Source organism: Micromonospora sp. D93 (genome assembly GCF_018070365.1).
In the GTDB taxonomy this organism is placed as follows: domain Bacteria; phylum Actinomycetota; class Actinomycetes; order Mycobacteriales; family Micromonosporaceae; genus Micromonospora; species Micromonospora ureilytica.
Genome location: NZ_JAGPXW010000022.1, coordinates 1 through 24036, shown reverse-complemented (window position 1 = coordinate 24036; position 24036 = coordinate 1). Strand labels below are relative to the sequence as shown.

The following is a 24036-nucleotide window of genomic DNA, read 5'->3' as shown; positions in this document are numbered from 1 at the left end:
ACCAGTCATGCGCAAACTCATCGCTCGCCTGCGCGGCGATGCCGGAATGAACACGGCCGAGTACGCCGTGGGCACGCTCGCCGCGGTCGCCTTCGCCGGGATCCTGCTGAAGGTGCTGACCTCCGGCAACGTCCAGTCGGCGCTGACCGCCGTCATCGACCGGGCACTGAAGTGATCGAGCGCCGGCGGGCCGGCCGCGATTCAGGGTCGAGCGTCCCCGGGCTGGCAGCACGCGGCGGGCGGAGACTTCGCGTCCTCGTACGTGCTGCTGGCGGGGACCGGGGGTCCTTCACCGCCGAACTGGCGGCCGGCCTGCCGGCGCTGCTCCTGTTCCTGCTGGCCGGCCTGACCGCGGTCAACGCCGTCACCACACAGGCGAGCTGCCTGCACGCGGCCCGGGAGGCGGCGCTCGCCGCCGCCCGTGGCGCCGACGGCAGCGCTGAGGGTGGTCGTGCGGCACCGCCGGGGGCAGCGGTGTCGGTGTCCGTCGACGGCGACCGGGCGCAGGCGACGGTACGGGCACCCGTCCGGATGTTGGGTGGGCGGCTACCGCGAATCACAGTGGTCGCCACCGCCGTCGCCGCCGTCGAACCGGGCGCTCACGAGGGGAGTTGGTAGTGCGACGAACTGGCGATCCGTTCGGCTCCGGCCGCGAACCAGTTGCCGGAGGGCTCGGTGCTGGTGGGACGGACCCGGAGCGAGGTGGCGCGACGGTTCTGCTGCTGGCGATGGGCCTCGTCTTCGTGGTGTTCGGGACGTTCGGCGCCGCCATCATCGCCGCCGGAATGGCGAGCCAACGGGCGGCGGTGGCAGCCGACCTCGGCGCGCTGGCCGGGGCGGCGCGGGCGCTCGACGGCGACGCTGCGGCCTGCGCGTCCGCGTCCGACCTCGCCGGTCGCAACGATGGTCGGCTGGTCGGGTGTCACCTCGACGGGCTGGACGTGCTGGTGACCGTCGAGGTGGCGTTCACGCCACTACCCGGCCTGACGCGGGTGGCCGTGGCGAGCGCGCGTGCCGGCCCGGTGCGTGGCTGATCCTCGTGGTTGACCCTCGCGGAGGCGTCCCTGCTCAGCGCCGCCGCGGCGGCGGGGACGGCGGCGGGGACGGCGGCGGGCACAGCGGCGGCGGGCACGGCCAGAGCAGGACTTGGCGCGTGGAGTTTGCGGCCTGACCCGCGTCGCGGCTTCGAGCGCAGGTGCGGGTCCGCGTGGCTGAAGGAGCCGGGGCTCTCGTGGGGTTGGTGGGGGCTGTGGAGCTGAATCGTTTGCGACATCGGACGTGATGCGTTTACGACATCAGCTCCAGAGGGAAGCGAAACCCCTTCCCGGGGGGCCGAGCCACCAACGGCTCGCCGCCGGAGAGCGCGGCTAGCGGCCTGCCGGCCGGGACTGGTCGAGGTCCAGGTCCCAGCCGGCAGCCGAGGAGTGGGTGGCCGCCACGGCGACCGCGAAGGGTCGCCGCACCGAACCGCACCCCACCGCACCGCACCGAACGGCACCGCACCGCGCCGCCGCCCTGGTCCGGCTCGGGTGTGTCAGCGGGCCTGGAGCGCGTCGAGGGCGACGGCCATCGCGATGACGAGGCGGCGGTCGATCTGCGGGTTCTGCACCTCGACTACGTACTTGTCGCGCAGGCCCCACTTCTTGACCACGGTGAAGACCGGCTGGCCGCCCGCGGTGAAGTCGAAGTGGTACGGCAGCCAGGACAGCGAGTCGACGAATCGACGCAGCAGTGCCACCGGCATGCTCCGCTCCTGGCCCGTCACCTGCGGCAGGCCGGCCTGCTCGACGTGCCAGGTGGACCGCAGCAGCGACTGGGCGAAGTCCTTGCGGAACAGGCCGATCGGGTTGCCCGCCGCGTCGGTGACGTCGTACGTGGCGCCGAGGTCGATGCGCTGGCGGGCCTTGAAGCCGAGCAGAGGCTGCTGCTTGGAGTCATCCGTGTAGATGGTCACCTGCTCCTTGAAGGCGAGCCGCTTCTGCTGCGCGAACGCCAGCAACTCACCCTCGGTGCCGTCCGGGGAGACCGCCCGGACCTCGTACTGGTTGACCATCATGCGCAGTCGCTGACGGATGTGGAACTGGTGCTGACCCTGCAAGTTGTCGGGCTGCATGTGAACTCCTCCGGGGGTTGGTCCGCCGGAGTCTCGCACAGCCCGACAACGGTCGCGCCCCCTGCTCTCCATGATCAGTTGCTGCTGGGTAGTCGTCGAGGGCGCCGGACGACTACCCAGCACGGAGTGACCACTGGTGCCCTTGCAGGATCACTCCGGGAGACCTCAGTGACTGTCGACGGAGGTCGCGGCCCGCAGCGCCCAGGTGTTCATGACCTGGTGGATGCCACGGAGCCGCTCGTTGATCTGTTCCAGCCGTTCCGCCTGGGCCAGGGCGGCCAGTGCCGACCCCAGCGCGATCTGCTGGTCGAGGGTGAGATTGTCCTGGTCGATGGTGTAGAGCAGGTCGACGGTCTCGGCGATGGTGTCGGCCACAGCTTCTCCTCGGGCACGGGTGTCGATCGGCAACATAGACATCGATGGAAGCGCTCCCACACCATTGTGCCCCGTGCCATGCCGATTCATGCAAGCCGCTCAGCCCGGCAGGTTCGTCAGCACCACGTCGAGCACCCGGATCGCGTCCGGCTTGGAGAGGGGGTTGTTGCCGTTGCCGCATTTCGGTGACTGCACGCAGGACGGGCAACCGGTCTCGCAGCCGCACTCCGCGATCGCGTCCCGGGTGGCCCGCAGCCACGCCGCAGCCGTCCCGTACGCCCGCTCGGCGAACCCGGCGCCACCCGGATGCCCGTCATAGACGAAGACTGTCGGCGCCTCGGTGTCCGGGTGCAGCGCGGTGGAGAGCCCGCCGATGTCCCACCGGTCGCAGGTGGCCATCAGCGGCAGCAGGCCGATCGCTGCGTGTTCGGCGGCGTGCAGCGCACCCGGCACGTCGGCGGGCTGGACCCCGGCGAGGGCCAACGACTGCGGTGACAGGGTGAACCAGACAGCCACCGTGCGCAGTTCCCGGGTGGGCAGGTCGAGCGGCCGGGTGTCGATCACCTCGCCGGTGGCGATCCGCCGCCGCTGGTACGACACCACCTGGCTGGTCACATCCACCTCGCCGAGGAACATGCCGACCGGCCCGGCGTCCACGTAGGAGCGCACCGACACCACTGACACATCGGTGACGTCGCGGGCGTGGGTGGACCAGTCCGGCTCCTCGGCGCGCACCAACGCGCAACCGTCGGCCAGGTCGAGGTGGTCGACCACGTACGAGACGCCCTGGTGCAGATAGACCGCGCCGGAGTGCAGCAGGAAGTGCGAGGAGCCACCGTCGACAGTGCCGAGCAGCCGGCCGGTCGACGACTCCACCACGGCTACGGGGGCGCCGCCCTCGCCGCGCAGGTCCACCTCGGGTCGTTCCCGGTGCCGCCAGTACCAGCCGGTGGGCCGTTGCCGCAGCGCCCCCGCCTCGACCAGCTCGTCCACCGCCTCCTTCGCCCCCTCGCCGAAGAGCGTCAGGTCGGCCGGGGTGAGCGGTGCCTCCGCCGCGGCGCAGGCGAGCTGCGGCGCCAGCACGTACGGGTTGGCCGGGTCGAGCACCGTCGCCTCCACCGGCGCGCCGAAGATCGCCTCCGGGTGGTGCACCAGGTAGGTGTCCAGGGGGTCGTCCCGGGCCACCAGCACCGCGAGGGCCTCCTGCCCGGAACGCCCGGCGCGGCCCGCCTGCTGCCACAGCGACGCCCGGGTGCCCGGGTAGCCGCAGATCAGGACCGCGTCGAGCCCGACCAGGTCCACGCCCAGCTCCAGCGCGTTGGTCGAGGCCAGGCCGAGCAGGTCGCCGTGCAGCAGCGCCCGTTCCAGCTCGCGCCGCTCCTCCCGCAGGTAGCCGCCCCGGTAGGCGGCCACCCGGTCGCCGAGCCCCGGCACCGCGGCGTCAAGCGCTCGACGCGCGTTGGCGGCCACGACCTCGGCACCCTTGCGGGAGCGGACGAACGCGAGGGTGCGTACCCCCTCGGCGACCGTGTCGGCGAGCAGGTCCGCGGTTTCGCGCAGCGCCGACCGGCGGACCTGCCGAAGGTCGTCGTGGTCGCCCGTCGCCTGCGGGGGCACCGGGGAGGAGGAGTTCGAGTCGGCTTGCAGCAGCGGCGGTTCCCAGAGCGCGAAGGTCACCCCGCCGCGTGGGGAGGCGTCCTCGGTGACCGCCGTGACCGGCAGGCCGGTCAGCCGGCCGGCGGCGGTGGCCGGGTCGCCGGAGGTCGCCGAGGCGAGCACGAACACCGGGGTGGCCCCGAACCGGGCGCACTGCCGACGCAGCCGACGCAGGACGTGCGCGACGTGTGAGCCGAACACGCCCCGGTAGGTGTGGCACTCGTCGATCACCACGTACGCGAGTCGGCGCAGGAAGCCGGACCACTGGGCGTGCCCGGGCAGGATGCCGTGGTGCAGCATGTCGGGGTTGGTCAGCACGAACCGGGAGTGCCGGCGGATCCACTCCCGCTCGGTGCGCGGGGTGTCCCCGTCGTAGCAGGCGGGGCGTACCCCTTCCAGCTCCAGCGCGGCGACGGCGCGCAACTGGTCCGCGGCGAGCGCCTTGGTCGGCGCCAGGTAGAGCACTGTGGCCCTGGGGTCGGCGAGCACTGTGGCCAGGGCCGGCAGTTGGTACGCCAGTGACTTGCCGGACGCGGTGCCGGTGGCGACGACGACGTGCTGGCCCTCGTACGCCAGGTTGGCAGCCTCGGCCTGGTGCTGCCAGGGCGCGACCACGCCGCGCCGGGTGAACGCCGCGCGTAGTTCCGCCGGTGCCCACGACGGCCATGGCGCGGGCACCCCGGCGCGGGCGGGCACCCGCTCGACGTGGGTGACCGGGTCGGCGGCGCCCCGGGCGCGCAACCGGCGCAGCAGGTCGGCCGGCGCTGGCCCGGGGCCGGGACCAGCGGATACGGTGGCCGCAGACGACGACTCCAGGTCGTGGCGCGGCGTGCCGCGCGCGGAACCGAAGTCGTTGGAGGTCACGCCCTGCACTCTCGCACTGGTGTTCGGAGATGAAAAGTCGGACACCGGGGTAAGGGGAAGCCTCCGCTGGCGTTCGCAGGCCGCCCCGGCGGTAGTGGTTAGATGCCCACGAGAGTTTACGGCTCTGGCGAGGAGGACCAATGGAGCTGTCACTGGCGACCCGCACCGTGGGCGAGCACACGGTGCTCGAGGTAGGTGGTGAGGTGGACGTCTACACCGCGCCCCGGCTCCGGGAACGACTCCTCGAACTGATCGACGGTGGGGCGCGTCACGTGGTGGTCGACCTCGGTCGGGTGGATTTCCTCGACTCCACCGGGCTGGGCGTGCTGGTCGGCGCGCTCAAGCGGCTCCGGTCGGCCAGCGGTTCGTTCGCGCTGGTCTGCGACAAGGAGCCGCTGCTCAAGATCTTCCGGATCACCGCTCTGGACCAGGTGTTTCCGCTGCACCCGACGGTCGACGCGGCGATCAGCGCCGACTCGGCGGGCGCCGGCGCGTGATGGCGACAGTCAAGCTCTCCTTCTCGCCCGCCCCGGTGCACGTGCGCACCGCCCGCCTCGTCGGCGTCGCCGTCGCCCGCCGGGCCGGCGTCCGGGAGGACCTGCTGGACGAGGTACGCCTGGCCATCGGTGAGGCGTGCACGCGCGCGGTGGCCCTGCACCGGCAGTACGGCCTGGCCGACCCGGTGCTGGTGGAGATGTCCGATGGTGGCTCGTACGCGGTGCGGGTGGTGGACCGGGCGCCGATCGAGGCGGGTATCGGTCTGACGGCGCTGCCGCCGGACGAGCTGGCCAACGAGGCGCTGACCGATGAGGCGCTGACCACCGGCGTCGGCTTCGCGCTGCTCGCCGGTTTCGTCGAGGACCTTCAGGTGCGCCCGGTCGACGAGGGCGTCGGCACCGAGGTGCGGATGGTGTGGCCGGTCGGCCGCTGACGAGTTCCGCTGCGTAGGCCGTGTCCCCTGCTGGGGATGCGGCCTTTCCGCATGGATCGGGCCCTATATCAGATTTCGTTTCATAACACAGCGACGAAGATCATCGCGACACGGTGCCACCTGGGTGTGACCTCCAACACTGCGGAGGGCTACAGTACCCGGGTTGTCAGCAAGTGACCCATCCCGCAGCCAGCGGGTATGGGTGTTCATCGCTGGTCCGCTGGTGGGTTGGCGCGCGCTTGCGAGTCCGCATCCAGGCGTCGGTCAGTGCGTCTCCACTCACCGGCGCGATTGTTCGGTAACAGGAGGACACAGATGTCCGAGACCTTGGCCGCCGACGGCGGCGGGCTTTCCCTTACCGGAAGCAATGTCACCTACGTCGTCATCGCCGCGGTTGTCGCGCTGGTGGCACTCGGTTTTGCTGCCGCCCTGACAAAAACGGTGCTGGCCGCTGGTAAGGGCACCGAGAAAATGCAGGAGATCTCGGGGGCGGTCCAGGAGGGCGCCTCGGCCTACCTGCTCCGTCAATTCCGCACCCTGGCGATCTTCGTCGTCGTCGCCGTCGTGCTGCTCTTCCTGCTTCCGGTGCACGACACCGATGGCAGTGAGCTCGCGGTGAAGATCGGCCGCTCACTCTTCTTCGTGGTGGGCGCCCTGTTCAGCGCGTTCATCGGCGGCGCCGGCATGTGGCTGGCCACCCGGGCGAACCTGCGCGTGGCCGCCGCCGCGAGAGAGCGGGCAGGCGGCCGCGAGGCGGCCATGAAGATCGCCTTCCAGACCGGCGGCGTCGTCGGCTTCTTCACCGTCGGCCTCGGCCTCTTCGGTGCGGCGATGGTCGTCCTCGTCTACCGGGGTGACGCGCCCACCGTGCTGGAGGGCTTCGGCTTCGGCGCCGCGCTGCTCGCGATGTTCATGCGCGTCGGCGGCGGCATCTTCACCAAGGCCGCCGACGTCGGCGCCGACCTGGTCGGCAAGGTCGAGCAGGGCATCCCCGAGGATGACCCGCGCAACGCCGCCACCATCGCCGACAACGTGGGCGACAACGTCGGTGACTGCGCCGGCATGGCCGCCGACCTGTTCGAGTCGTACGCGGTGACGCTTGTCGCAGCGCTGATCCTCGGCCGCGCCGCGTTCGGCGAGGAGGGTCTGGTCTTCCCGCTGATCATCTCCACCATCGGCGTGCTGATCGCGATCGTCGGCGTCTTCATCACCAGGCTGCGCGCGTCCGACCGTAACGCCCTGACCGCGATCAACCGGGCCTTCTACCTGTCGGCTGTGCTCTCCGCGGTGCTGGTGGCGATCGCCGCCTACGCGTACCTGCCGGCGACCTTCGGCGAGTTCGACAGTGGCCTCACCGACGCTCCGGGCAACCCGCGGCTGGTGGCCATCGGCGCGGTCGTGATCGGCATCGTGCTGGCCGCCGCGATCCAGGCGCTGACCGGCTACTTCACCGAGACCAAACGGCGACCGGTGCAGGACATCGGCAAGAGCTCGCAGACCGGTGCGGCGACGGTGATCCTGGCCGGTATCAGCATCGGTCTGGAGTCGGCTGTCTACTCGGCGCTGCTGATCGGCGCCGGCGTCTTCGGCGCCTTCCTCCTCGGCGGCAGCTCCATCACGCTGTCGCTGTTCGCGGTGGCGCTGGCCGGCACCGGCCTGCTCACCACTGTCGGCGTGATCGTCGCGATGGACACCTTCGGGCCGATCTCCGACAACGCCCAGGGCATCGCCGAGATGTCGGGTGACATCGACGAGCACGGCGCTCGCACGTTGACCGAGCTGGACGCGGTCGGCAACACCACCAAGGCGATCACCAAGGGCATCGCGATCGCCACGGCGGTCCTCGCCGCGACCGCGCTGTTCGGCTCGTACACCGACACGCTCAGCACCGCGTACGCGGACGCCGGCGTGGGCGACGTCGGGTCGGAGATCCTCAACTCGCTGAACGTGGCGAACCCGCGCAACCTGGTCGGCCTGATCATCGGTGCGGCGGTGGTCTTCCTCTTCTCCGGGCTGGCCATCAACGCGGTGTCCCGCTCGGCCGGCGCCGTGGTGATGGAGGTCCGCCGGCAGTTCCGTGAGCTGCCCGGCATCATGGACGGCACCCAGCGCCCGGAGTACGGCAAGGTCGTCGACATCTGCACCCGGGACGCGCAGCGCGAGCTGATGACCCCCGGCCTGCTCGCCATCCTGGCGCCGATCGCTGTCGGCTTCGGCCTCGGGCCCGGCGCCCTCGCGGCGTACCTGGCGGGTGCGATCGGTGCCGGCACGCTGATGGCGGTGTTCCTGTCCAACTCCGGTGGGGCCTGGGACAACGCCAAGAAGCTGGTCGAGGACGGCGCGTACGGCGGCAAGGGCTCCGAGGCGCACGCCGCGACGGTCATCGGTGACACCGTCGGTGACCCGTTCAAGGACACCGCCGGCCCGGCGATCAACCCGCTGCTCAAGGTGATGAACCTGGTCTCGCTGCTGATCGCTCCCGCCGTGGTGGCGTACAGCGTGGGCGACGACCGCAACGTCGGCCTGCGGGTCGGCATCGCGCTGGTCGCGACGCTGATCATCGTGGCGTCGGTGGTGTTCAGCAAGCGCAAGGGCATCGCGATGTCCGACTCGGACGCCGATGGCAACACCGGCGCGGGCAGCTCCGATCACCGCCCGGAGACGGTAAACGCCTGACCCAGGAACGGCCCGGTGCCACACCTGGCCAAAGGCCGTACGCTGCAACGCATGCGTACGTGCCGGGCGTCTGCCGCCGGAAAGCTCACGGTGGTCCTGGCCACGATCGTCGTCCTGGCCGGCTGCGGCGGGGGCCCCAGCCCACGGGCCTGGGCGGCCTCGGTCTGCGGCGCGCTCGCCCCCTGGCGCTCCGAGATCAACAAGCTCACCAGCAGCACTGACGAGCAGATGACCGCGCAGACCACCCCGGCGCAGGCCAAGGAGAACCTGGTGCGGCTCTTCGACGGAGCGGAGCAGGCCAGCGAGGCCGCGCGCCGCAAGGTGGAGAAGGCTGGCATCCCGGAGACCGACAACGGCGAAACCATCTCCGCGGGTTTCCGCAGCTCACTGGGGAAGATGCGGGACGCGTACGGCCGCGCCCGGGACACCATCGACGACCTGGGCACCGGCGAGCCGACCGCCTTCTACGACGGCGTGCGGGCCGCCGTGGAAACCCTCAACAAGGAGTACGACGCCAGCGCGCTGGACACCAGCAAACTCAACTCCGAGGAGTTGAAACAGGCATTCGACGAGGTACCGGAGTGTCGCTGAGCGGGCTCGGTGACACCGGGAAGGCACAGCCGCCCCCGGCGCTGTTCCCCGCGCCCGAGTCCGACACGCCCACTCCCGTGCGACGCCGCGGTGGCGCGCCGCAGAACGGCCCGACCCAGGGTGACGACGCGGGCCGGCAACTTGTCTTCTTCGGTGCGGATGCTGCCGAATCGACAGTCGCCGACCTGGCCGGGCTGCTCGCCGGGCCGGGTGAGGTGGTCCGGATGGGCGGCACCGCCCGCCTGTCTGTGCAGGTGGACGCCGCCTGGCGGGTGCACGTGCTCGTCGCCGAACTGGCGTCGCGCGGGCTCGCGGCGAGCTGGCAGCCGACCGAGGGCGAGCGACACGTCGTTCGTACGTCGTACACCCGGGTCTTGAAGCCGCTCGCGGCCGCCTGGCTGCACGGTACGGCGAAACGCCCGCCGGCCGCCTTCCACCTGACCGGCCGGCGGTTGCGGCTGTGGCTCGCCGCCGCCGGGTCGCCGGAGCCTCCCGACTGCTTCCTGTTGCGGCTGGGCGCCGACGACCAGGGTTGTTGGGAGCCGATCGGCGTCGCGCTCGCCGCGGCCGGGCTGGCCGGGACGCTGCTCGGCCCGGGTGAGGGCGGCCCGGCGTACCGGATCACCGGCCGCCGCCGGTTGGCCCGACTCGCCGAACTGGTCGGCGGACCGCCGCCGGCAACCCCACCCCAAGCCTGGCCAACCTGACCCCACCTCTCACCCCACCCCTCGCCGCGCCTCTCGTCGCGTCGATCATGGAGTTGTGCTGGGGGACGTATTGCTCGTCCGGGGTTAAAACGCCCACCATAAGTCCATGATCGACGCGGTTGGGCGGCGGCCCGGGGTGGAACGGCCGGGTGTCCGGTGCCGGACAGCCGGCGGGTCGATCCAGGCGGAAAATGAGCGGTCCGTGGGTCCGCCATCGTCACAGTGACCCGCTTCGAGCCCTACCCACGGTGTACGGTGGCGCCGTCCGGCAGTGCCGAGCGTGGCGGGGCGGCGTCGACCGCCGTGTCGAGGCGGTTTGCGGCCCGCGAAACCCGAAACGCGGGCGGCGCGTTACGTTGGACATCCGGACCGCCGGTGCGACGGCGGGGTCGAAAGCGGTCGCTGTCCGGGCGCCGGCAGGCCACGAGCAGGAATGAGGTCGGGGAGAGACGTGCCGAGCAACGCTGGAACCACCCGTCTGGTCATCGTCGAGTCACCGGCGAAGGCCAAGACGATCTCGGGCTACCTTGGCCCGGGGTACGTCGTGGAGGCCAGCTTCGGTCACGTCCGCGACCTGCCGCGCAACGCCGCCGACGTGCCAGCCAAATACAAGAAGGAGCCCTGGGCTCGCCTCGGGGTGGACGTCGACAACGGCTTCCAGGCGCTCTACGTCGTCTCCGCCGACCGTAGGCAGCAGATCAGCAAGCTGGTGAAGCTGGCCAAGGAAGTCGACGAGATCTTCCTGGCGACGGATGAGGACCGCGAGGGCGAGGCGATCGCCTGGCACCTGGTCGAGACGCTCAAGCCCAAGGTGCCGGTCAAGCGGATGGTCTTCCACGAGATCACCAAGCCGGCGATCCAGGCGGCGGTGGCCAACCCCCGGGAGATCGACCGCGACCTGGTCGACGCCCAGGAGGCTCGCCGGATCCTCGACCGTCTCTACGGCTACGAGGTCTCCCCGGTGCTGTGGAAGAAGGTCATGCCGCGGCTCTCGGCAGGCCGGGTGCAGTCCGTGGCGACCCGCATCGTGGTCGAGCGGGAGCGGCAGCGGATGGCCTTCCGCACCGCCGAATACTGGGACATCCTGGCCACCCTCGCCGTGGCGAACGCCGGCGAGGGTCCGCGTGCGTTCAACGCCACCCTGATCGCCCTGAACGGCGACCGGATCGCCACCGGTAAGGACTTCGAGCCGACCACCGGTCGCGTCCGGGCCGGCGCCGGCGTCGTGCACCTCGACGAGAGCGGTGCCCGGGGTCTCGCGGCCCGGCTGGAGGGGCGGCCGTTCACCGTCACCCGGGTCGAGGAGAAGCCCTACCGCCGTCGCCCGTACGCGCCGTTCATCACCTCGACGCTCCAGCAGGAGGCGGCCCGCAAGCTGCGCCTGTCCTCGCAGCAGACGATGCGCACCGCGCAGCGGCTCTACGAGAACGGCTACATCACTTATATGCGTACCGACTCGGTCAACCTGTCGGAGACCGCCATCTCGGCGGCCCGCCGTCAGATCGTCGAGCTGTACGGCGAGCGCAGCGTTCCGCCGGAGCCGCGCCGCTACACCGGCAAGGTGAAGAACGCGCAGGAGGCGCACGAGGCGATCCGCCCGGCGGGGGACAACTTCCGTACCCCGGGCGAGGTGGCCAAGGAGCTGTCCGCCGAGGAGTTCAAGCTCTACGAGCTGATCTGGCGGCGCACCATCGCCTCGCAGATGACCGACGCGGTCGGCTCCAGCGTTTCGGTGCGTATCCGGGCGGTCTCCACCTCGCAGGAGGAGGCCGACTTCGGCGCGACCGGCAAGACCATCACCGACCCGGGCTTCCTGCGTGCGTACGTCGAGTCCAGCGACGACGAGAACGCCGAGGCCGAGGACGCCGAGCGCCGGCTGCCCACCCTGGTCAAGGACCAGCCGTTGACCGCCGACGAGCTGGCCGCGCAGGGCCACCACACCCAGCCGCCGTCGCGCTACACCGAAGCGTCGCTGGTCAAGGCCCTGGAAGAGCTGGGCATCGGCCGCCCGTCCACCTACGCGTCGATCATGCAGACGATCCAGGACCGGGGGTACGTCACCAAGCGCGGCCAGGCGATGATCCCGACCTTCCTGGCCTTCGCGGTGATCGGGCTGATGGAGCAGCACTACCCCCGCCTCATCGACTACGACTTCACCGCCACCATGGAGAACGAGCTGGACGAGATCGCCGGCGGCGACCACGCCGCTGTCGACTTCCTCACGGCGTTCTACTTCGGCAGCTCCAACGGTGCCGGTGACCAGGACATCGCCCGTTCCGGTGGGCTCAAGAAGCTGGTCACCGAGAACCTCAGCGACATCGACGCCCGCAGCGTCAACTCGATCCCGCTCTTCACCGACGACGACGGCCGCGAGGTCGTCGTGCGGGTCGGCCGGTACGGGCCGTACCTGCAACGGGAGCTGCCCGGCGGCGAGCAGCCGGCACCGGCTGCCGAGGGCGAGGAGGGCGGCACCCAGGGTGACCGGGCGCCGATCCCCGAGGGCCTGGCCCCGGACGAGCTGACCCCGGAGAAGGTGCACGAGCTGTTCCTCGGCGGCAGCGGCGAACGCAAGCTCGGCGACGACCCCGCCACCGGCGAGCCGATCGTGCTCAAGTCCGGCCGGTTCGGCCCGTACGTGTCCAGTGGTGAGCGCAAGTCGTCGCTGCTGCGGACGCAGACCCCGGACTCGCTGACCCTGGAGGAGGCGCTCAAGCTGCTCAGCCTTCCCCGGCTGATCGGTGTCGCGCCGGACGGCGTCGAGGTCTTCGCGAACAACGGCCGCTACGGCCCGTACGTCAAGCAGGGTGAGGAGTTCCGTTCGCTGGACTCCGAGGACAAGATGTTCACAGTCACGCTGGACGAGGCGCTGGCTCTGCTGGCCGCCCCGAAGGCGCGTGGACGGCGGGCGGCGGCACCGCCACTGCGCGAGATGGGCGTCGACCCGGCGACCGAGAAGCCGATGGTGATCAAGGACGGCCGGTTCGGCCCGTACGTCACCGACGGGGAGTTCAACGCGTCGCTGCGGCGCGGGCAGACCCCCGAGGCGCTGACCATCGAGGAAGCATCCGAGATGCTGGCCGAGAAGCGGGCGAAGGGTCCGGCGCCGCGCAAGAAGGCGGCGGCGAAGAAGGCCCCTGCCAAGAAGGCCACGGCCACCAAGAAGACGGCCGCTGCCAGCAAGTCCACTGCCGCGAAGAAGACCACCACGGCCAAGGCGACGGCGGCGAAGAAGGCTCCGGCGAAGAAGGCCGCCCCGCGCAAGGCCGCCACCAGCACGGAGTAGCCCTGGATCTGCGAGATCTTGGAAGGAATGTGCCCCTGGAAGGGCAGTTTCCTTCCAAGATCTCGTCGTTGTCCACAGGGACTGCCGGTCGGGGCCGGCGATCGGGAGACTTGATGGTCATGGGTCTCCATAATGCGTCGTCTGCGGCTGAGTGGGGTCGCCGGCTGCCGAGCGATGACGCGGACGAGCTGACGTGGCTGCTCTTCCATCAGGAAGATGTGGTGAGCCTTGACCAGGCGCGACATCATCTGTCGACCAAGGCCATCCGGCATCGGGTGGCGACCGGGACGTGGCGGCAGATTCATCGAGCCGTGTTCGTCGCGCACAACGGCCCGGTCAGCGCAGGCCAGCTCCGGTGGGCAGCCGTCCTCGCCGCGGGGCCGGAGGCAATCCTCGGTGGCCTGACCGCAGCGCAGGCCGGAGGACTACGGGGGTTCCCTGGTCGCCCGATCCACATCTTGCTCCCTGCCTCCTGCCGGCGCGGCTCACTGCCAGCCGGTGTGCTGGCGCATCGGACCGTGACACTGCGGGACCAGGACGTGCTGGCAGTAGGGCAACCCAGGCGGACCAAGGCGGCTCGTTCAATCGTGGACGCCGCGCAGTGGTCAGGCGATGACCAGCAGGCGCGGTCGATCGTCGCCGCCGCATTCCAACAACGGATCGTGGCCGGCGACGACCTGAACCGGGTCGTCGAGCGGCTGCCCCGGGTCCGCCGTCGCCAGCTGGTTCTGGCGGCGGCTGCGGACGCCGCAGGCGGTGCCCACTCGGTGGCGGAACTGGACTTCCTGGGGCTGATCCGTCGCGCGGGTCTACCCGAGCCGGCACGGCAGAAGATCCGCTATGACTCGATCGGGCGACGTCGCTACCTCGACGCCTACTTCGAGCAGTGGAGGGTGCATGTCGAGATCGATGGCGGTCAACACGTCGATCCCCGGGCCTGGTGGGCGGACATGCGACGCCAGAACGATCTGTGGATCGAAGGCGACCGCGTACTCCGGTTTCCCGCCTGGGCAATCCGTACTCACCCGGACGAGGTCCTTACCCAACTCCGCGCTGCCCTCGGCGCCGCCGGTTGGCAGGGGTGAAGATCTTGGAAGGAATGTGCCCCTGGAAGGGCAGTTTCCTTCCAAGATCCCTAGGTCACGTCCGTCAGGTCCCGAGGACGTGGTTCAGGTGGGGGTTGGTGAAGACCCGGTTCGGGTCCAGGCTTTCGCGGACCTTTTGGAAGTCCGAAAAGCGGGGGTACGCCGTGGCCAGCGAGGCGGCGTCGCGGTAGTGCAGCTTGCCCCAGTGTGGGCGACCGCCCAGCCCGGCGGCCACCTGCTCGAAGGCCCGGAAGTACGGCTCGTAGGGCATGCCGACGTACTGGTGCACGGCGATGTACGCGTTGTCCCGGCCGTAGCCGTGCGACAGCCAGATGTCGTCGGGGGCGGTGAATCGCACCTCCACCGGGAAGAGCACCTTGAACGGCAGGCCGTCCACGATGCGCTGGAGCGCGGCGAGCGCCTCCGGCAACGCCTCGCGGGGCAGGCCGTACTCCATCTCCACGAAGCGGACCCGGCGCGGGGTGCAGAAGACCCGGTCGGAGCGGCCGGTGTACTGGCGTTCGGTGAGGGCGCGGGCGGAGACCGCGCTGATCTGGGGGGCCAGCGCGGGTACGGCCCGGCCGAGTCGGCAGGCCCCGGCGAAGACCCTGTTGGACAGGAAGTCGTCGTCCACCCAGCCGCGCCAGCGGGACAGTGGCCGGTCGTTGGCGGGTACCCGGTCGTTGGCCTTGACCTGCACCCGGGACGTGTACGGGAACCAGTAGAACTCGACGTGGTCGTGCCGGCCGATCAGCGCGGGCAGCTCGGCGAGCACGTCGGCCAGTTCGGCCGGGCGTTCGTGGGCGCGCAGGACGAAGGCGTCCACGCAGCGCAGGGTCACCTCGACCAGGACGCCGAGCGCGCCGAGCGAAACCCGGGCGGCGGCGAGGATGTCGGGATGGTCGTCGGCGGAGCAGCGCAGCACCTCGCCGGTGCCGGTGACCAGTGTGATCGCCTCGACGAAGGTGGAGAGGCACCCGTAGCCGGCGCCGGTGCCGTGGGTGCCTGTGGAGATCGCCCCGGCGACGGTCTGCTCGTCGATGTCGCCGAGGTTGGGCAGCGCGAGGCCGTGCCGGGCGAGCAGGCCGTTGAGAGCGTGCAGGGTCATTCCCGCCGGTACGGTGACCAGTCGTTGTGCGACGTCCACACTGACTGTGGTGTCCAGATCGGACAGGTCCATCCGACGGTCGTCGGCGAGCGCGACGGCGGTGAACGAGTGGCCGCTTCCTGTTACCCGGATCCGACCGCCGTCGGCGGCGGCAGATCGGACGGCTTCTACGACGTCGGTCGGCGAGCCGGGGCGCAGGATCGCGCTGGCGCTGCCACGCTGGTTCCCGGCCCAGTTGGACCAGCCAGCCCCGAGCGGTGCGGTGCGAACCATGCGCACTCCTCATTCATGAATATGAACTGACTTCATATCAGGAACGTTCTAGCTGGTAAATACCGCAATTGCGATCCGCTCGTTGTACCGGTAGTCACGGACTCGTGACGTGGAGATATGTTCATCCGTCGAAGGGGGGTGGCGCAGAGTGTCCACACCAGCCGCCACGACCGGGCCGCTGCGCCGCGTACCGGTGCAAGGTCGAAGTGTCGCGCGGGTACAGCGCATGTTGGATGCCTGCGCCGAACTCGTCGACGAGGTGGGGTACGAGGGATTGACCACCACCCTGCTCGCCGAGCGGGCCGAGGTGGCGATCGGGTCGGTCTACCAGTTCTTTCCGGACAAGCGGGCGATCGTGCAGGCGTTGACCCTGCGGACCATGGAGTCCTACCTCCAGCGCCTCGACGAGCGGTTCGCCTCGGACGAGATGACCCACTGGTGGGACGGCGTCGACGCGGGCATCGACGAGTACATCACGATGCACCGCACCGTCCCCGGCTTCCGTACCCTGCACTTCGGCGACGTGGTCGACCTGCACCTGCTCGACGAGCAGCGGGACAACAACGGCGTGATCGCCGACCAGTTGGCCCGGGTGCTCACCGAGCGTTTCGGGCTCACCGACGTGCCCAAGCTGCGCTTCGTGCTGGAGATCGCGGTCGAGGCGGCGGATGCGCTGATCAAGCTCGCGTTCCGCCGGAAGTCCGACGGCGACGAGCGGGTGCTGCTGGAGGCGAAGGCGCTGATCCGGGAGTACCTGCACCGGCAGGTCGACGGCCCGGACAACGGCCGGTCCACAGTCGGCAAGCAGGCCGAGGCGGCCCAGCCCGTCTGAGTCGGCGCGGGGCGCGGGCCTCGGCCGGAGGCCGGGCCTCAGAGGAAGGCCCGCCCCTCACCCCGGTAGGTGGGGACGGTCGCCACCACCGCGGCCCCCTCGACCAGGTGCAGCTCGTTGACCCGTTCACACAGCTCGCCTGCCTTGGCATGCCGGAACCACACCCGGTCGCCGACGCGCAGCTCGGCGGCCGCCGCTCCGGACAGCGGAGTCTGCACCTCGCCGGCGCCCTCGGTGCCGACCAGCTTCAGCCCCGCCGGTAGCCACGGCCGGGGCAGTCGACTGTCGGCGGCCGGGCCGGAGGCGATCCAGCCGCCGCCGAGCACCGTCGCCAGCTCCGGTGTCGGTCGGCGGACCACCGAGCAGGCGAAGAACGCCGCCGGGGTGGGCCGCCAGGCGCGGTACGCGTCGAACAGCGTCGGCCCGTACAGGCCCGATCCCGCGGTGACCTCGGTGACCGCGGGATCGGCGCTGGTCGCGGCCACGCTGCCGGTGCCGCCGCCGTTGACGAACTCCAGGTCGGCGTGTTCGCGTACCGCGACGACCGCCGCACCACGGCGGGCCAGCAACTCGCGGTACGACAGGCGCTGGGCCAGCCTGATCGCACCGGCCAGCAGCGTCTTGCCCGGTGGCGCGTCGCCCAGGCCGGCGATCTGCGCCTCGTACGCCATGAGCCCGACCAACCGGAAGCCGGGCCGACCGGCGACGGCGGCGGCGAGCGTGCCGGCCGCCCGCGCGCTGTGCACCGGCGAGCGGCGGACGCCGACGTGCACCCCGCGCAGTGGTCGCCAGGAGGCGTCCAGATCCAGGCAGAGCCGTAGCTCGGCGCGCTGCCCCGGGGCCGTGACGGCGTCGATGAGGTCGAGTTGGCCGGTGCCGTCGATCATCAGGGTGATCGCGGCGGCGAGCGTCGGGTCGGCGCCCAGCTCGGCGAGGGCGGCCCGGTCCGCGCTCGGGTACGCGACCAGCACGTCGTCGCTGACGCCGGCGCGGACCAGCCAGATCGCCTCGGGCACAGTGAACGCCATCACGCCCTGCCAGCCGGGCCGGGCCAGAGCTCGGCTGATCAACTCACGGCTGCGGACCGACTTGCTGGCGAGGCGGACCGGCTTTCCGGCGGCGCGGTCGGCCAGGGCGACCGAGTTGGCGTCGAAGGCCGTGAGGTCGACCACCGCGTACGGGGGGTCGAGGTGGGCAGTCGCCCGATCCAGGCGCTCGCGAAGTTTGTCGCTTTCGATGGCCACGTGTGCACGCTAACTGTCTGACGGAGAATGCGAAATACCCTCGCGTACGTCCGGGCTGCGGTCGGTACCTCCGGCGGCCTAGGCTCAGCGAGCAGGAGAATGTCGCCCGGGGGGGGTGACCCCCCACCGGGTCTAGAGTGTTGCACCGGAGGTGCCCAGCGATGGGCCGGCACGTGGAGGTACGGCCATCGAAAGCCAGAACAGCGGCGAGTCGCCCGGCGTGTCGCGCTCGGGCGACCAGTCGGACAACGCCGCCAAGCAGCCCAACGGCGGTCAGGTTGATCCGTCCGGTTATGCCGCGATCCGGTCCGTGCTGCGCATCCGGCCGTTCCGGCGGCTCTGGATCGTGCTCGGCGCGGCCTCCTTCGGCGACTGGTTCGGCCTGCTGGCCACCTCGGTCTTCGCCGCCTCCCAGGTTCAGGGCAGCACCGCGAAGGGTGCGGCCTTCGGTGGCGTCATCGCCATCCGGCTGTTGCCCGCCCTGGTGCTCGGGCCGATCGCCGGCGTGCTCGCCGACCGGTTCGACAGACGTTGGACGATGGTCATCTGCGACCTGCTCCGGTTCGTGCTCTTCGCCTCGATCCCGATGGTGGCGCTCGCCGGCGCCAGCGGTGGAATGGTGGTCCTCTGGGCGACCGTCGCCACCTTCCTGATCGAGTCGGTCACGCTGATCTGGATCCCGGCCAAGGAGGCCGCGGTCCCCAACCTGATCCCGCGCGCCCGGCTGGAGGCGGCCAACCAGCTCACGTTGATCACCACGTACGGCCTCACCCCGATCCTCGCGGCGGTCGTCGCAGCGGTGCTCGATCGCAGTGTCCGGGCCGTCGCCGGCGGCGACCTCGGTTGGGCGGAGCCCGCCCAACTCGCCCTCTGGGTCAACTCCTTCTCCCGGCTGGCCACCGCCCTCGTGGTGGCATTCGGGATCAAGGAGATCAGCCAGGCGCAGACCGGCGAGCGGGAGCGCACCGATCAGAGCATGCGGCGCCAGTTCGCCGAGGGCTGGAAGTACATCGGCCAGACGCCGCTCGTCCGTGGCCTGGTGCTTGGCATCTTCGGCGCCTTCGCTGGCGGTGGCATCGTCATCGGCACGGCGAAGTTCTTCGCCGCCTCGCTCGGCGCTGGTGACGCCGCCTTCTACCTGCTCTTCGGTGCCATCTTCATCGGTCTGGCCCTCGGTCTCGGGCTCGGCCCGATGATCGTGAAGGAGATGTCCCGGCGCCGCTGGTTCGGCATGAGCATCGTGCTGGCCAGCGCCGCCGTGATGACCCTCGCCTTCGCCATCCACCTGTCCATGGCGATCGTCGGCGCGGTGCTTGTCGGCGCCGGTGCCGGCATGGCCTTCCTGGCCGGCACCACGCTGCTGGGCGGCGAGGTGGCCGACGAGGTGCGCGGCCGGGTCTTCGCTGTGGTGCAGATCGGCACCCGGCTGGTGCTGATCCTGGCCATCGGGCTGAGCAGCGTGCTGGTCGGCGTCGGCGGCTCCCGCAAACTGACGATCGCCGACCTCGGCATCTCCGTCTCCTCCACCCGACTGCTGCTGCTCGCCGCCGGTGCCGCCGGCATCTTCGCCGGGATCAGCGCGTTCGGCCAGATGGATGACAAGAAGGGCGTCCCGGTCCTCGCCGACCTGTGGGGCTCCATCCGGGGTCGTCCGCTGATGCCCGCCGAGCCGTTCGTCTCCGCCGGGCTCTTCGTGGTCTTCGAGGGCGGCGAGGGCGCGGGGAAGTCCACCCAGCTCACCGCGCTCTCCGAGCGGCTGCGCGGCCACGGTCGAGAGGTGGTGGTCACCCGCGAGCCGGGGGCCACCGGCGTCGGCCGGCGAATCCGGTCGCTGGTGCTGGACACCTCCGGCGACGACGCGCCCTCCCCCCGGGCCGAGGCGCTGCTCTACGCCGCCGACCGGGCGCACCACGTGGCCACCGTCGTCCGGCCCGCGCTGGTCCGGGGTGGCGTGGTGATCAGTGACCGGTACGTCGACTCGTCCCTGGCGTACCAGGGCGCCGGCCGGACACTGCCCGTCGACGAGGTCTCCTGGCTCTCCTCCTGGGCCACCGGTGGGCTCAAGCCCGACCTGGTGGTGCTGCTGGACGTCGAGCCGCGCACCGGTCTGTCCCGGGTGGCCTCGCGCAACACCGGCACCGACCGGCTGGAGGCCGAGTCGATCGCCTTCCACGAGCGCGTCCGGTACGCGTTCCTCGACCTCGCCGCCGCCGACCCGAAGCGCTACCTGGTGCTCGACGCGTCCCGGTCGACCGAGGAGATCACCGCGCGGGTGGTCCGGCGGGTCGAGGAGATGCTCGGCAAGCCTGGCGGCATCGTGCACCCGCGGCCGGCGCAGGGCCCGGACACCTCGGTGCAACCTGAGTTATCCGATGCGGAGCTGGTGACGATGGAGCACAAGACCTAATGTCGGACGTCTTCGCCGACCTGGTCGGTCAGGACGAGGCGGTGGTCGAGCTGCGTCGCGCCGCCGCCGCAGCGGCCGCCGTGCTGCGTGCTGGCGCGGCCGCGTTGGTCGCCGCCGGCCCGGTCAGCGGTGACGAGCCCGCGAGCACGCCCGGCGGGGTCGACCCGTCCACCGGGATGACACACGCGTGGATCTTCACCGGGCCGCCCGGGTCCGGCCGCTCGGTCGCCGCACGGGCATTCGCCGCCGCACTCCAGTGCGTGCACGGCACCGGCTGCGGTGAGTGCCCCGGCTGCCACACCACGATGGGCGGCACCCACGCCGACGTGCGGATGGTGGTGCCGGAAGGGCTCTCCATCGGCGTCGGCGAGATGCGCGCACTGGTGCTCCGCGCGGCCAGCACCCCATCCGGCGGGCGTTGGCAGGTGGTGATCATCGAGGACGCCGACCGGCTCACCGAGGCGGCCGGCAATGCGCTGCTCAAGGCTATCGAGGAGCCCCCGCCGCGGACGGTCTTCCTGCTCTGCGCGCCGTCCACCCACCCGGACGACATCTCGGTGACCATCCGGTCGCGCTGTCGGGTCGTACCCCTGCGACAGCCGCCGGCCATCGCGGTGGCCGAGGTGCTGGTTCGTCGTGACGGCATCGCGCCCGACGTGGCCCAGTGGGCGGCGGCCGCCGCGCAGGGTCACGTGGGTCGGGCCCGCCGGCTGGCCCGCGACCCGGAGGCCCGCAAACGGCGCGAGGCGGTGCTCGCGGTGCCACGCCGGTTGACAGGTGTCGGCGCGGCGTTCGACGCGGCGTCCGCGCTGATCGAGGCGGCCGAGGCGGAGGCCGAGGCGTCGGTCACCGAATCCGACACGACCGAGCGGGCGGCACTGGAGACCGCGCTCGGCGCGGGCGGCACCGGCCGGGGGACGGCCGGCGCCATGCGGGGTGCCGCCGGGCAACTCAAGGAGTTGGAGAAGCGGCAGAAGTCCCGGGCCACCCGAGCCCAGCGGGACGCACTGGACCGGGCGCTTGTCGACCTGGCGGGCTTCTACCGGGACGCGCTCACCATGGCGCTGCGCGCACCCGTCGCCCCGGTGCACACCGACACGGCCGCGCTGGCCGGCGCCGGCGCGCAGAAATGGGACGCCGAGGGGTCGCTGCGCCGGTTGGAGGCCGTGCTCGCCTGCCGCGCGGCGATCGAGGCGAACGTCAAGCCGCGGATCGCGGTCGAGGCCATGATGCTCGCCCTCTGGAAGGGCTGATCCCGCGCTTCCCGGCGTTGTCCACAGGCATCGACAGGCCCGATTGTGGTGCGGTACCGTCCGTGTGCCGTGGTGACGGTGGCAGCACACTGAGTGATGGATCACCCGGGAGGAGTCGGCCGATGCCGCGGGGGGAGATCGACGAAGCCTGGATCGAGGAGGCGGTGCGACGCTACCGCCGGATCGAGTCCCTCCAGGCCGAGTTCGACCAGGCGGTGTCGACCGTCGAGGTGACCGTCCGCTCGCCGGACGGTCTGGTCGAGGTGGTGGTCACCGCCGGTGGACGGATCACCGACGTGCGGTTCCTCGGGCCGCTGCACACCCGCAGCCCGCGCGACGTGGCCGGGTCCGTGCAGGCCGCGGTCACCGCTGCGGCCGACGCCGCCGAGTGGGCCCGGGAGAAGCTGCACAACGAGACGTTCGCCGCCTACCGACCGCTCGCGGGGGCCTGAGATGGACACACTGCGCGCCCTCTCCGCCCGACTGGACGAGGCGAGCGCCACGCTCACCCTCATCTCGCACACCGTCACCGCCAGCGATCCGGCCCAGGCCGCGTTCGGCGCCGACGCGCCGGGCCGCCCCGGTGAGATCGGTCGGGCGCTGCACCGGCAGTGGACCACCGCCACCGACGACCGGGCCCGGGAGGCCCGCGCCGCCGCCGGTCGCCTGGCCGCAGCCGCGGCGGCGGTGCGGGAGGCCGCCGACCGCTACGCCGAGGTCGACCGGGCCGCCCGCCGCCGGCTCACCGGAGAACCGTGATGGACGCGCTGGACCGACTCGCCGAGCCCGGCCTCGACCTGCTCCGCCGGGTGGACACGCTGATCGCGGCCGGCGTCCCCGAGGGCCACCGGGTCTGGCCGCTGCTGCGCCGCATGCAGGTGCTGCCGGGCGACGCGGTCCGCAGCTTCCTCGACCTGCACCCGGTGCCCCTCGCCAGCGCCGGCCACGCGGTGCGCCGGCTCATCCGGGGGTACGACGAGGTCTCCGCCGCGCTCACCGACCCGGTGCTCTGGTCCGGCCCGGCCGCCACGGCGTACGGGCAACAGCGGGCCGCGCTGCTGCGCCATCTCGACGAGGGGCCGGACAGCCTGGTCGGGCGACTCGACTCCACCGCCGGTTACGCCGACGCCCTCGCCGACTGGGTGGAGGGCAGCCGACTGGCGTTGGCCCGCACGTTGGCCGACGTGCTCCGCTCGGCCGAGGCGGTCGCCGTGGTCGCCGCCACCGCCACCGCTGGGTCGACACGCCCCGGACCGATCGGGCCCGGTGTGGCCGACGCGGCCGAGATCGCCGCACGGGTGCTGGCAGTGCTCTGCGTCGCGTACGACGGCGCGGAGACGCTGCTGCGACAGTGGGGGCCGAGCCTGGCCGAAACCGCGTGGCGTCCGCCAACGGACGGGCGGCCCCGCTACGACCAGCCCACCCGGGTCGGCTGGTAGCCGTCCCTCGGTCTTCCGGCCGTGGCCGCGTTGCTCGGACCCTCGCTCTTCCGGCGGTGGCCGCGTTGCCCCGGCAGGCCACGGCGTTGCCCCGGGCAGGCCACGGCGTCGCTCGCGGGCGCCCGACCTGAGCCGGTGCCCACGGCGACGCCGTGGTCTTCCCCCTGCACCCCCCGCAGGTCTGCCTCCACTCAACGCCGCCGAGGCACGTCTTGTCTCCTGCCCGGCCCCGGATTCAACCGTCCGGGCGAGGAGTAACGGCACGACGGGACGCCCGGCAATAGGTCGAGTCGACGGTCATGAATGCGGCGAGGCGTGGCCGGCCGATGCGCCCTGCGCGGCGACCCGTCGTAGGGTGGGGGGATGGGCATGCTCTGCGCGGTCAGCTTCAACCGGTACGGGCGGCTCTACTACCTCGACCCGGGTGAGCTGCGTCCGCAGGTGGGCGACCGGGTGCTGGTGCCCACCGATGATGGGCCCGAGGTGGCGGAGTGCGTGTGGGCCGCGCAGTGGGTGACCGAGGAGACCGACGGTTTCCCCCGACTGGTGGGGCTGGCCGGCGACGACGACCTACACCGGGACGAGGCGTTGCGTCGGCGTAAGGCCGAGGCGAAGGTCGCCGCGAAACGGCTGATCCGCTCGCACGGCCTGCCGATGAAGGTGGTGGCTGTCGACCACGTGCTCGGCTCCGCCGAGAGCGGCGGTGAGCGCAGCACCGTGTACTTCACCGCCCCGCACCGGGTGGACTTCCGTTCCCTGGTCCGCGACCTGGGCGCAACCCTGCACTGTCGGGTGGAGCTGCGCCAGCTCTCCGCACGCGACTCGGCGCGGGTGCAGGGCGGCATCGGCTCCTGCGGTCGCGACCTGTGTTGCGCCACGTTCCTCACCGACTTCGAGCCGGTGACCATCCGGATGGCGAAGGACCAGGACCTGCCGCTCAACCCGCTGCGCATCTCCGGCGCGTGCGGCCGGCTGATGTGCTGCCTCAAGTACGAGCACCCGCTGTACCAGCGCTTTCAGGAGACCGCCCCGGCAGTCGGCAGTCGGGTCTCCACCCCTGAGGGCGACGGCCGGGTCGTCGGCCACAGCGTCCCGAGAGACGCGGTGACGGTACGCCTGGACGCGGACGGCTCCCGCTGCTCCTGCTCCCGAGCCTCCGTCTGCGCCCCCCGTCAAGCCCACGACCAGCACTACACCCC

Annotated in this window: 22 protein-coding genes; 17 read left to right on the top strand and 5 right to left on the bottom strand. The window is 71.5% G+C overall.

Annotated elements, in window-relative coordinates; all coding sequences use genetic code 11:
- Positions 1-7: 7 nt before the first annotated feature.
- From KBX71_RS22600 to KBX71_RS22590, 3 genes are read left to right on the top strand one after another with little or no spacing between them, the layout of a single operon-like run.
- Positions 8-175, top strand: a complete 168-nt coding sequence (locus KBX71_RS22600) for a DUF4244 domain-containing protein (RefSeq protein ID WP_081883916.1) — start codon at positions 8-10, stop codon at positions 173-175.
- A gap of 47 nt (positions 176-222) precedes the next feature.
- Complete coding sequence (locus KBX71_RS22595; protein ID WP_210819995.1) at positions 223-618, top strand: TadE family type IV pilus minor pilin; 396 nt, start codon at positions 223-225, stop codon at positions 616-618.
- Positions 618-1034, top strand: coding sequence for an Rv3654c family TadE-like protein (locus KBX71_RS22590; protein WP_210819935.1), 417 nt, complete (start codon positions 618-620; stop codon positions 1032-1034). The genes KBX71_RS22595 and KBX71_RS22590 overlap by 1 nt, the downstream gene beginning before the upstream one ends.
- Positions 1035-1534: 500 nt before the next feature.
- Here KBX71_RS22590 and KBX71_RS22585 read toward each other — a convergent pair whose 3' ends face one another.
- From KBX71_RS22585 to KBX71_RS22575, 3 genes are all read right to left on the bottom strand, one after another.
- Complete coding sequence (locus tag KBX71_RS22585; RefSeq protein ID WP_210819934.1) at positions 1535-2113, bottom strand: hypothetical protein; 579 nt, start codon at positions 2111-2113, stop codon at positions 1535-1537.
- A 165-nt stretch (positions 2114-2278) separates the two neighbouring features.
- On the bottom strand, positions 2279-2488 hold the full coding sequence (locus tag KBX71_RS22580) for a hypothetical protein (protein WP_210819933.1): 210 nt from the start codon (positions 2486-2488) through the stop codon (positions 2279-2281).
- Positions 2489-2587: 99 nt separating this feature from the next.
- Positions 2588-4960 carry a DEAD/DEAH box helicase gene (locus tag KBX71_RS22575; protein WP_247683955.1) on the bottom strand — a complete coding sequence of 791 codons (2373 nt, stop codon included), beginning with the start codon at positions 4958-4960 and terminating at the stop codon, positions 2588-2590.
- Between the two features lie 188 nt (positions 4961-5148).
- Here KBX71_RS22575 and KBX71_RS22570 point away from each other — a divergent pair, with 188 nt between their 5' ends.
- The 7 genes from KBX71_RS22570 (at position 5149) to KBX71_RS22540 (ending at position 14281) form a co-directional block, all read left to right on the top strand.
- A complete protein-coding gene (locus tag KBX71_RS22570; protein WP_091395433.1) occupies positions 5149-5505 on the top strand; it encodes an STAS domain-containing protein in 357 nt (118 codons plus the stop codon).
- Positions 5502-5939: an ATP-binding protein gene (locus KBX71_RS22565; protein WP_124819720.1), complete on the top strand. Its 438-nt coding sequence runs from the start codon at positions 5502-5504 to the stop codon at positions 5937-5939. Before KBX71_RS22570 ends, KBX71_RS22565 begins: the two co-directional genes overlap by 4 nt.
- A gap of 315 nt (positions 5940-6254) precedes the next feature.
- Positions 6255-8615 (top strand): sodium-translocating pyrophosphatase, encoded by a 2361-nt coding sequence (locus tag KBX71_RS22560; protein ID WP_210819931.1) that lies wholly within the window; start codon positions 6255-6257, stop codon positions 8613-8615.
- 51 nt (positions 8616-8666) lie between these two features.
- On the top strand, positions 8667-9206 hold the full coding sequence (locus KBX71_RS22555) for a hypothetical protein (protein WP_210819930.1): 540 nt from the start codon (positions 8667-8669) through the stop codon (positions 9204-9206).
- On the top strand, positions 9197-9913 hold the full coding sequence (locus tag KBX71_RS22550; protein WP_210819929.1) for a hypothetical protein: 717 nt from the start codon (positions 9197-9199) through the stop codon (positions 9911-9913). Before KBX71_RS22555 ends, KBX71_RS22550 begins: the two co-directional genes overlap by 10 nt.
- 451 nt (positions 9914-10364) lie before the next feature.
- Positions 10365-13196 carry a type I DNA topoisomerase gene (topA, locus tag KBX71_RS22545; RefSeq protein ID WP_210819928.1) on the top strand — a complete coding sequence of 944 codons (2832 nt, stop codon included), beginning with the start codon at positions 10365-10367 and terminating at the stop codon, positions 13194-13196.
- Positions 13197-13315: 119 nt separating this feature from the next.
- Positions 13316-14281, top strand: coding sequence for an endonuclease domain-containing protein (locus tag KBX71_RS22540; RefSeq protein ID WP_210819927.1), 966 nt, complete (start codon positions 13316-13318; stop codon positions 14279-14281).
- 64 nt (positions 14282-14345) lie between these two features.
- On the opposite strand, the gene KBX71_RS22535 is transcribed toward KBX71_RS22540, so the two are convergent.
- Positions 14346-15662, bottom strand: a complete 1317-nt coding sequence (locus KBX71_RS22535; protein ID WP_210819926.1) for a D-arabinono-1,4-lactone oxidase — start codon at positions 15660-15662, stop codon at positions 14346-14348.
- 226 nt (positions 15663-15888) lie between these two features.
- Between KBX71_RS22535 and KBX71_RS22530 the strand changes: the two genes are divergently transcribed.
- A complete protein-coding gene (locus tag KBX71_RS22530; RefSeq protein WP_124818825.1) occupies positions 15889-16494 on the top strand; it encodes a TetR family transcriptional regulator in 606 nt (201 codons plus the stop codon).
- 38 nt (positions 16495-16532) lie between these two features.
- Here the strand turns inward: KBX71_RS22530 and KBX71_RS22525 are convergent, their stop codons facing one another.
- The gene (locus KBX71_RS22525) at positions 16533-17738 is read right to left on the bottom strand and encodes an amino acid deaminase/aldolase (protein WP_210819925.1); all 1206 of its coding nucleotides are present in this window, start codon (positions 17736-17738) and stop codon (positions 16533-16535) included.
- A 310-nt stretch (positions 17739-18048) separates the two neighbouring features.
- Here KBX71_RS22525 and tmk point away from each other — a divergent pair, with 310 nt between their 5' ends.
- The 6 genes from tmk to KBX71_RS22495 form a co-directional block, all read left to right on the top strand.
- Positions 18049-20145, top strand: coding sequence for a dTMP kinase (gene tmk, locus KBX71_RS22520; RefSeq protein WP_210819994.1), 2097 nt, complete (start codon positions 18049-18051; stop codon positions 20143-20145).
- Positions 20145-21398: a DNA polymerase III subunit delta' gene (locus tag KBX71_RS22515; protein WP_210819924.1), complete on the top strand. Its 1254-nt coding sequence runs from the start codon at positions 20145-20147 to the stop codon at positions 21396-21398. Before tmk ends, KBX71_RS22515 begins: the two co-directional genes overlap by 1 nt.
- Before the next feature lie 122 nt (positions 21399-21520).
- A complete protein-coding gene (locus KBX71_RS22510) occupies positions 21521-21850 on the top strand; it encodes a YbaB/EbfC family nucleoid-associated protein (protein ID WP_007454690.1) in 330 nt (109 codons plus the stop codon).
- Position 21851: 1 nt separating this feature from the next.
- Positions 21852-22157: a hypothetical protein gene (locus tag KBX71_RS22505; RefSeq protein ID WP_210819923.1), complete on the top strand. Its 306-nt coding sequence runs from the start codon at positions 21852-21854 to the stop codon at positions 22155-22157.
- Positions 22157-22837 carry a hypothetical protein gene (locus tag KBX71_RS22500; protein WP_210819922.1) on the top strand — a complete coding sequence of 227 codons (681 nt, stop codon included), beginning with the start codon at positions 22157-22159 and terminating at the stop codon, positions 22835-22837. Before KBX71_RS22505 ends, KBX71_RS22500 begins: the two co-directional genes overlap by 1 nt.
- Positions 22838-23200: 363 nt before the next feature.
- On the top strand, positions 23201-24036 hold an 836-nt coding region (locus KBX71_RS22495; protein WP_210819921.1), incomplete at its 3' end, for a regulatory iron-sulfur-containing complex subunit RicT.

Excerpts from the sequence above, each read along its gene's own strand:
- KBX71_RS22600 (WP_081883916.1), top strand. The coding sequence starts at position 8 with ATGCGCAAACTCATCGCTCGCCTGCGCGGCGATGCCGGAATGAACACG.
- KBX71_RS22585 (WP_210819934.1), bottom strand. The coding sequence starts at position 2,113 with ATGCAGCCCGACAACTTGCAGGGTCAGCACCAGTTCCACATCCGTCAG.
- KBX71_RS22570 (WP_091395433.1), top strand. The coding sequence starts at position 5,149 with ATGGAGCTGTCACTGGCGACCCGCACCGTGGGCGAGCACACGGTGCTC.
- KBX71_RS22560 (WP_210819931.1), top strand. The coding sequence starts at position 6,255 with ATGTCCGAGACCTTGGCCGCCGACGGCGGCGGGCTTTCCCTTACCGGA.
- KBX71_RS22555 (WP_210819930.1), top strand. The coding sequence starts at position 8,667 with ATGCGTACGTGCCGGGCGTCTGCCGCCGGAAAGCTCACGGTGGTCCTG.
- KBX71_RS22540 (WP_210819927.1), top strand. The coding sequence starts at position 13,316 with ATGGGTCTCCATAATGCGTCGTCTGCGGCTGAGTGGGGTCGCCGGCTG.
- KBX71_RS22535 (WP_210819926.1), bottom strand. The coding sequence starts at position 15,662 with ATGGTTCGCACCGCACCGCTCGGGGCTGGCTGGTCCAACTGGGCCGGG.
- KBX71_RS22530 (WP_124818825.1), top strand. The coding sequence starts at position 15,889 with ATGTTGGATGCCTGCGCCGAACTCGTCGACGAGGTGGGGTACGAGGGA.
- KBX71_RS22515 (WP_210819924.1), top strand. The coding sequence starts at position 20,145 with ATGTCGGACGTCTTCGCCGACCTGGTCGGTCAGGACGAGGCGGTGGTC.
- KBX71_RS22510 (WP_007454690.1), top strand. The coding sequence starts at position 21,521 with ATGCCGCGGGGGGAGATCGACGAAGCCTGGATCGAGGAGGCGGTGCGA.
- KBX71_RS22505 (WP_210819923.1), top strand. The coding sequence starts at position 21,852 with ATGGACACACTGCGCGCCCTCTCCGCCCGACTGGACGAGGCGAGCGCC.
- KBX71_RS22500 (WP_210819922.1), top strand. The coding sequence starts at position 22,157 with ATGGACGCGCTGGACCGACTCGCCGAGCCCGGCCTCGACCTGCTCCGC.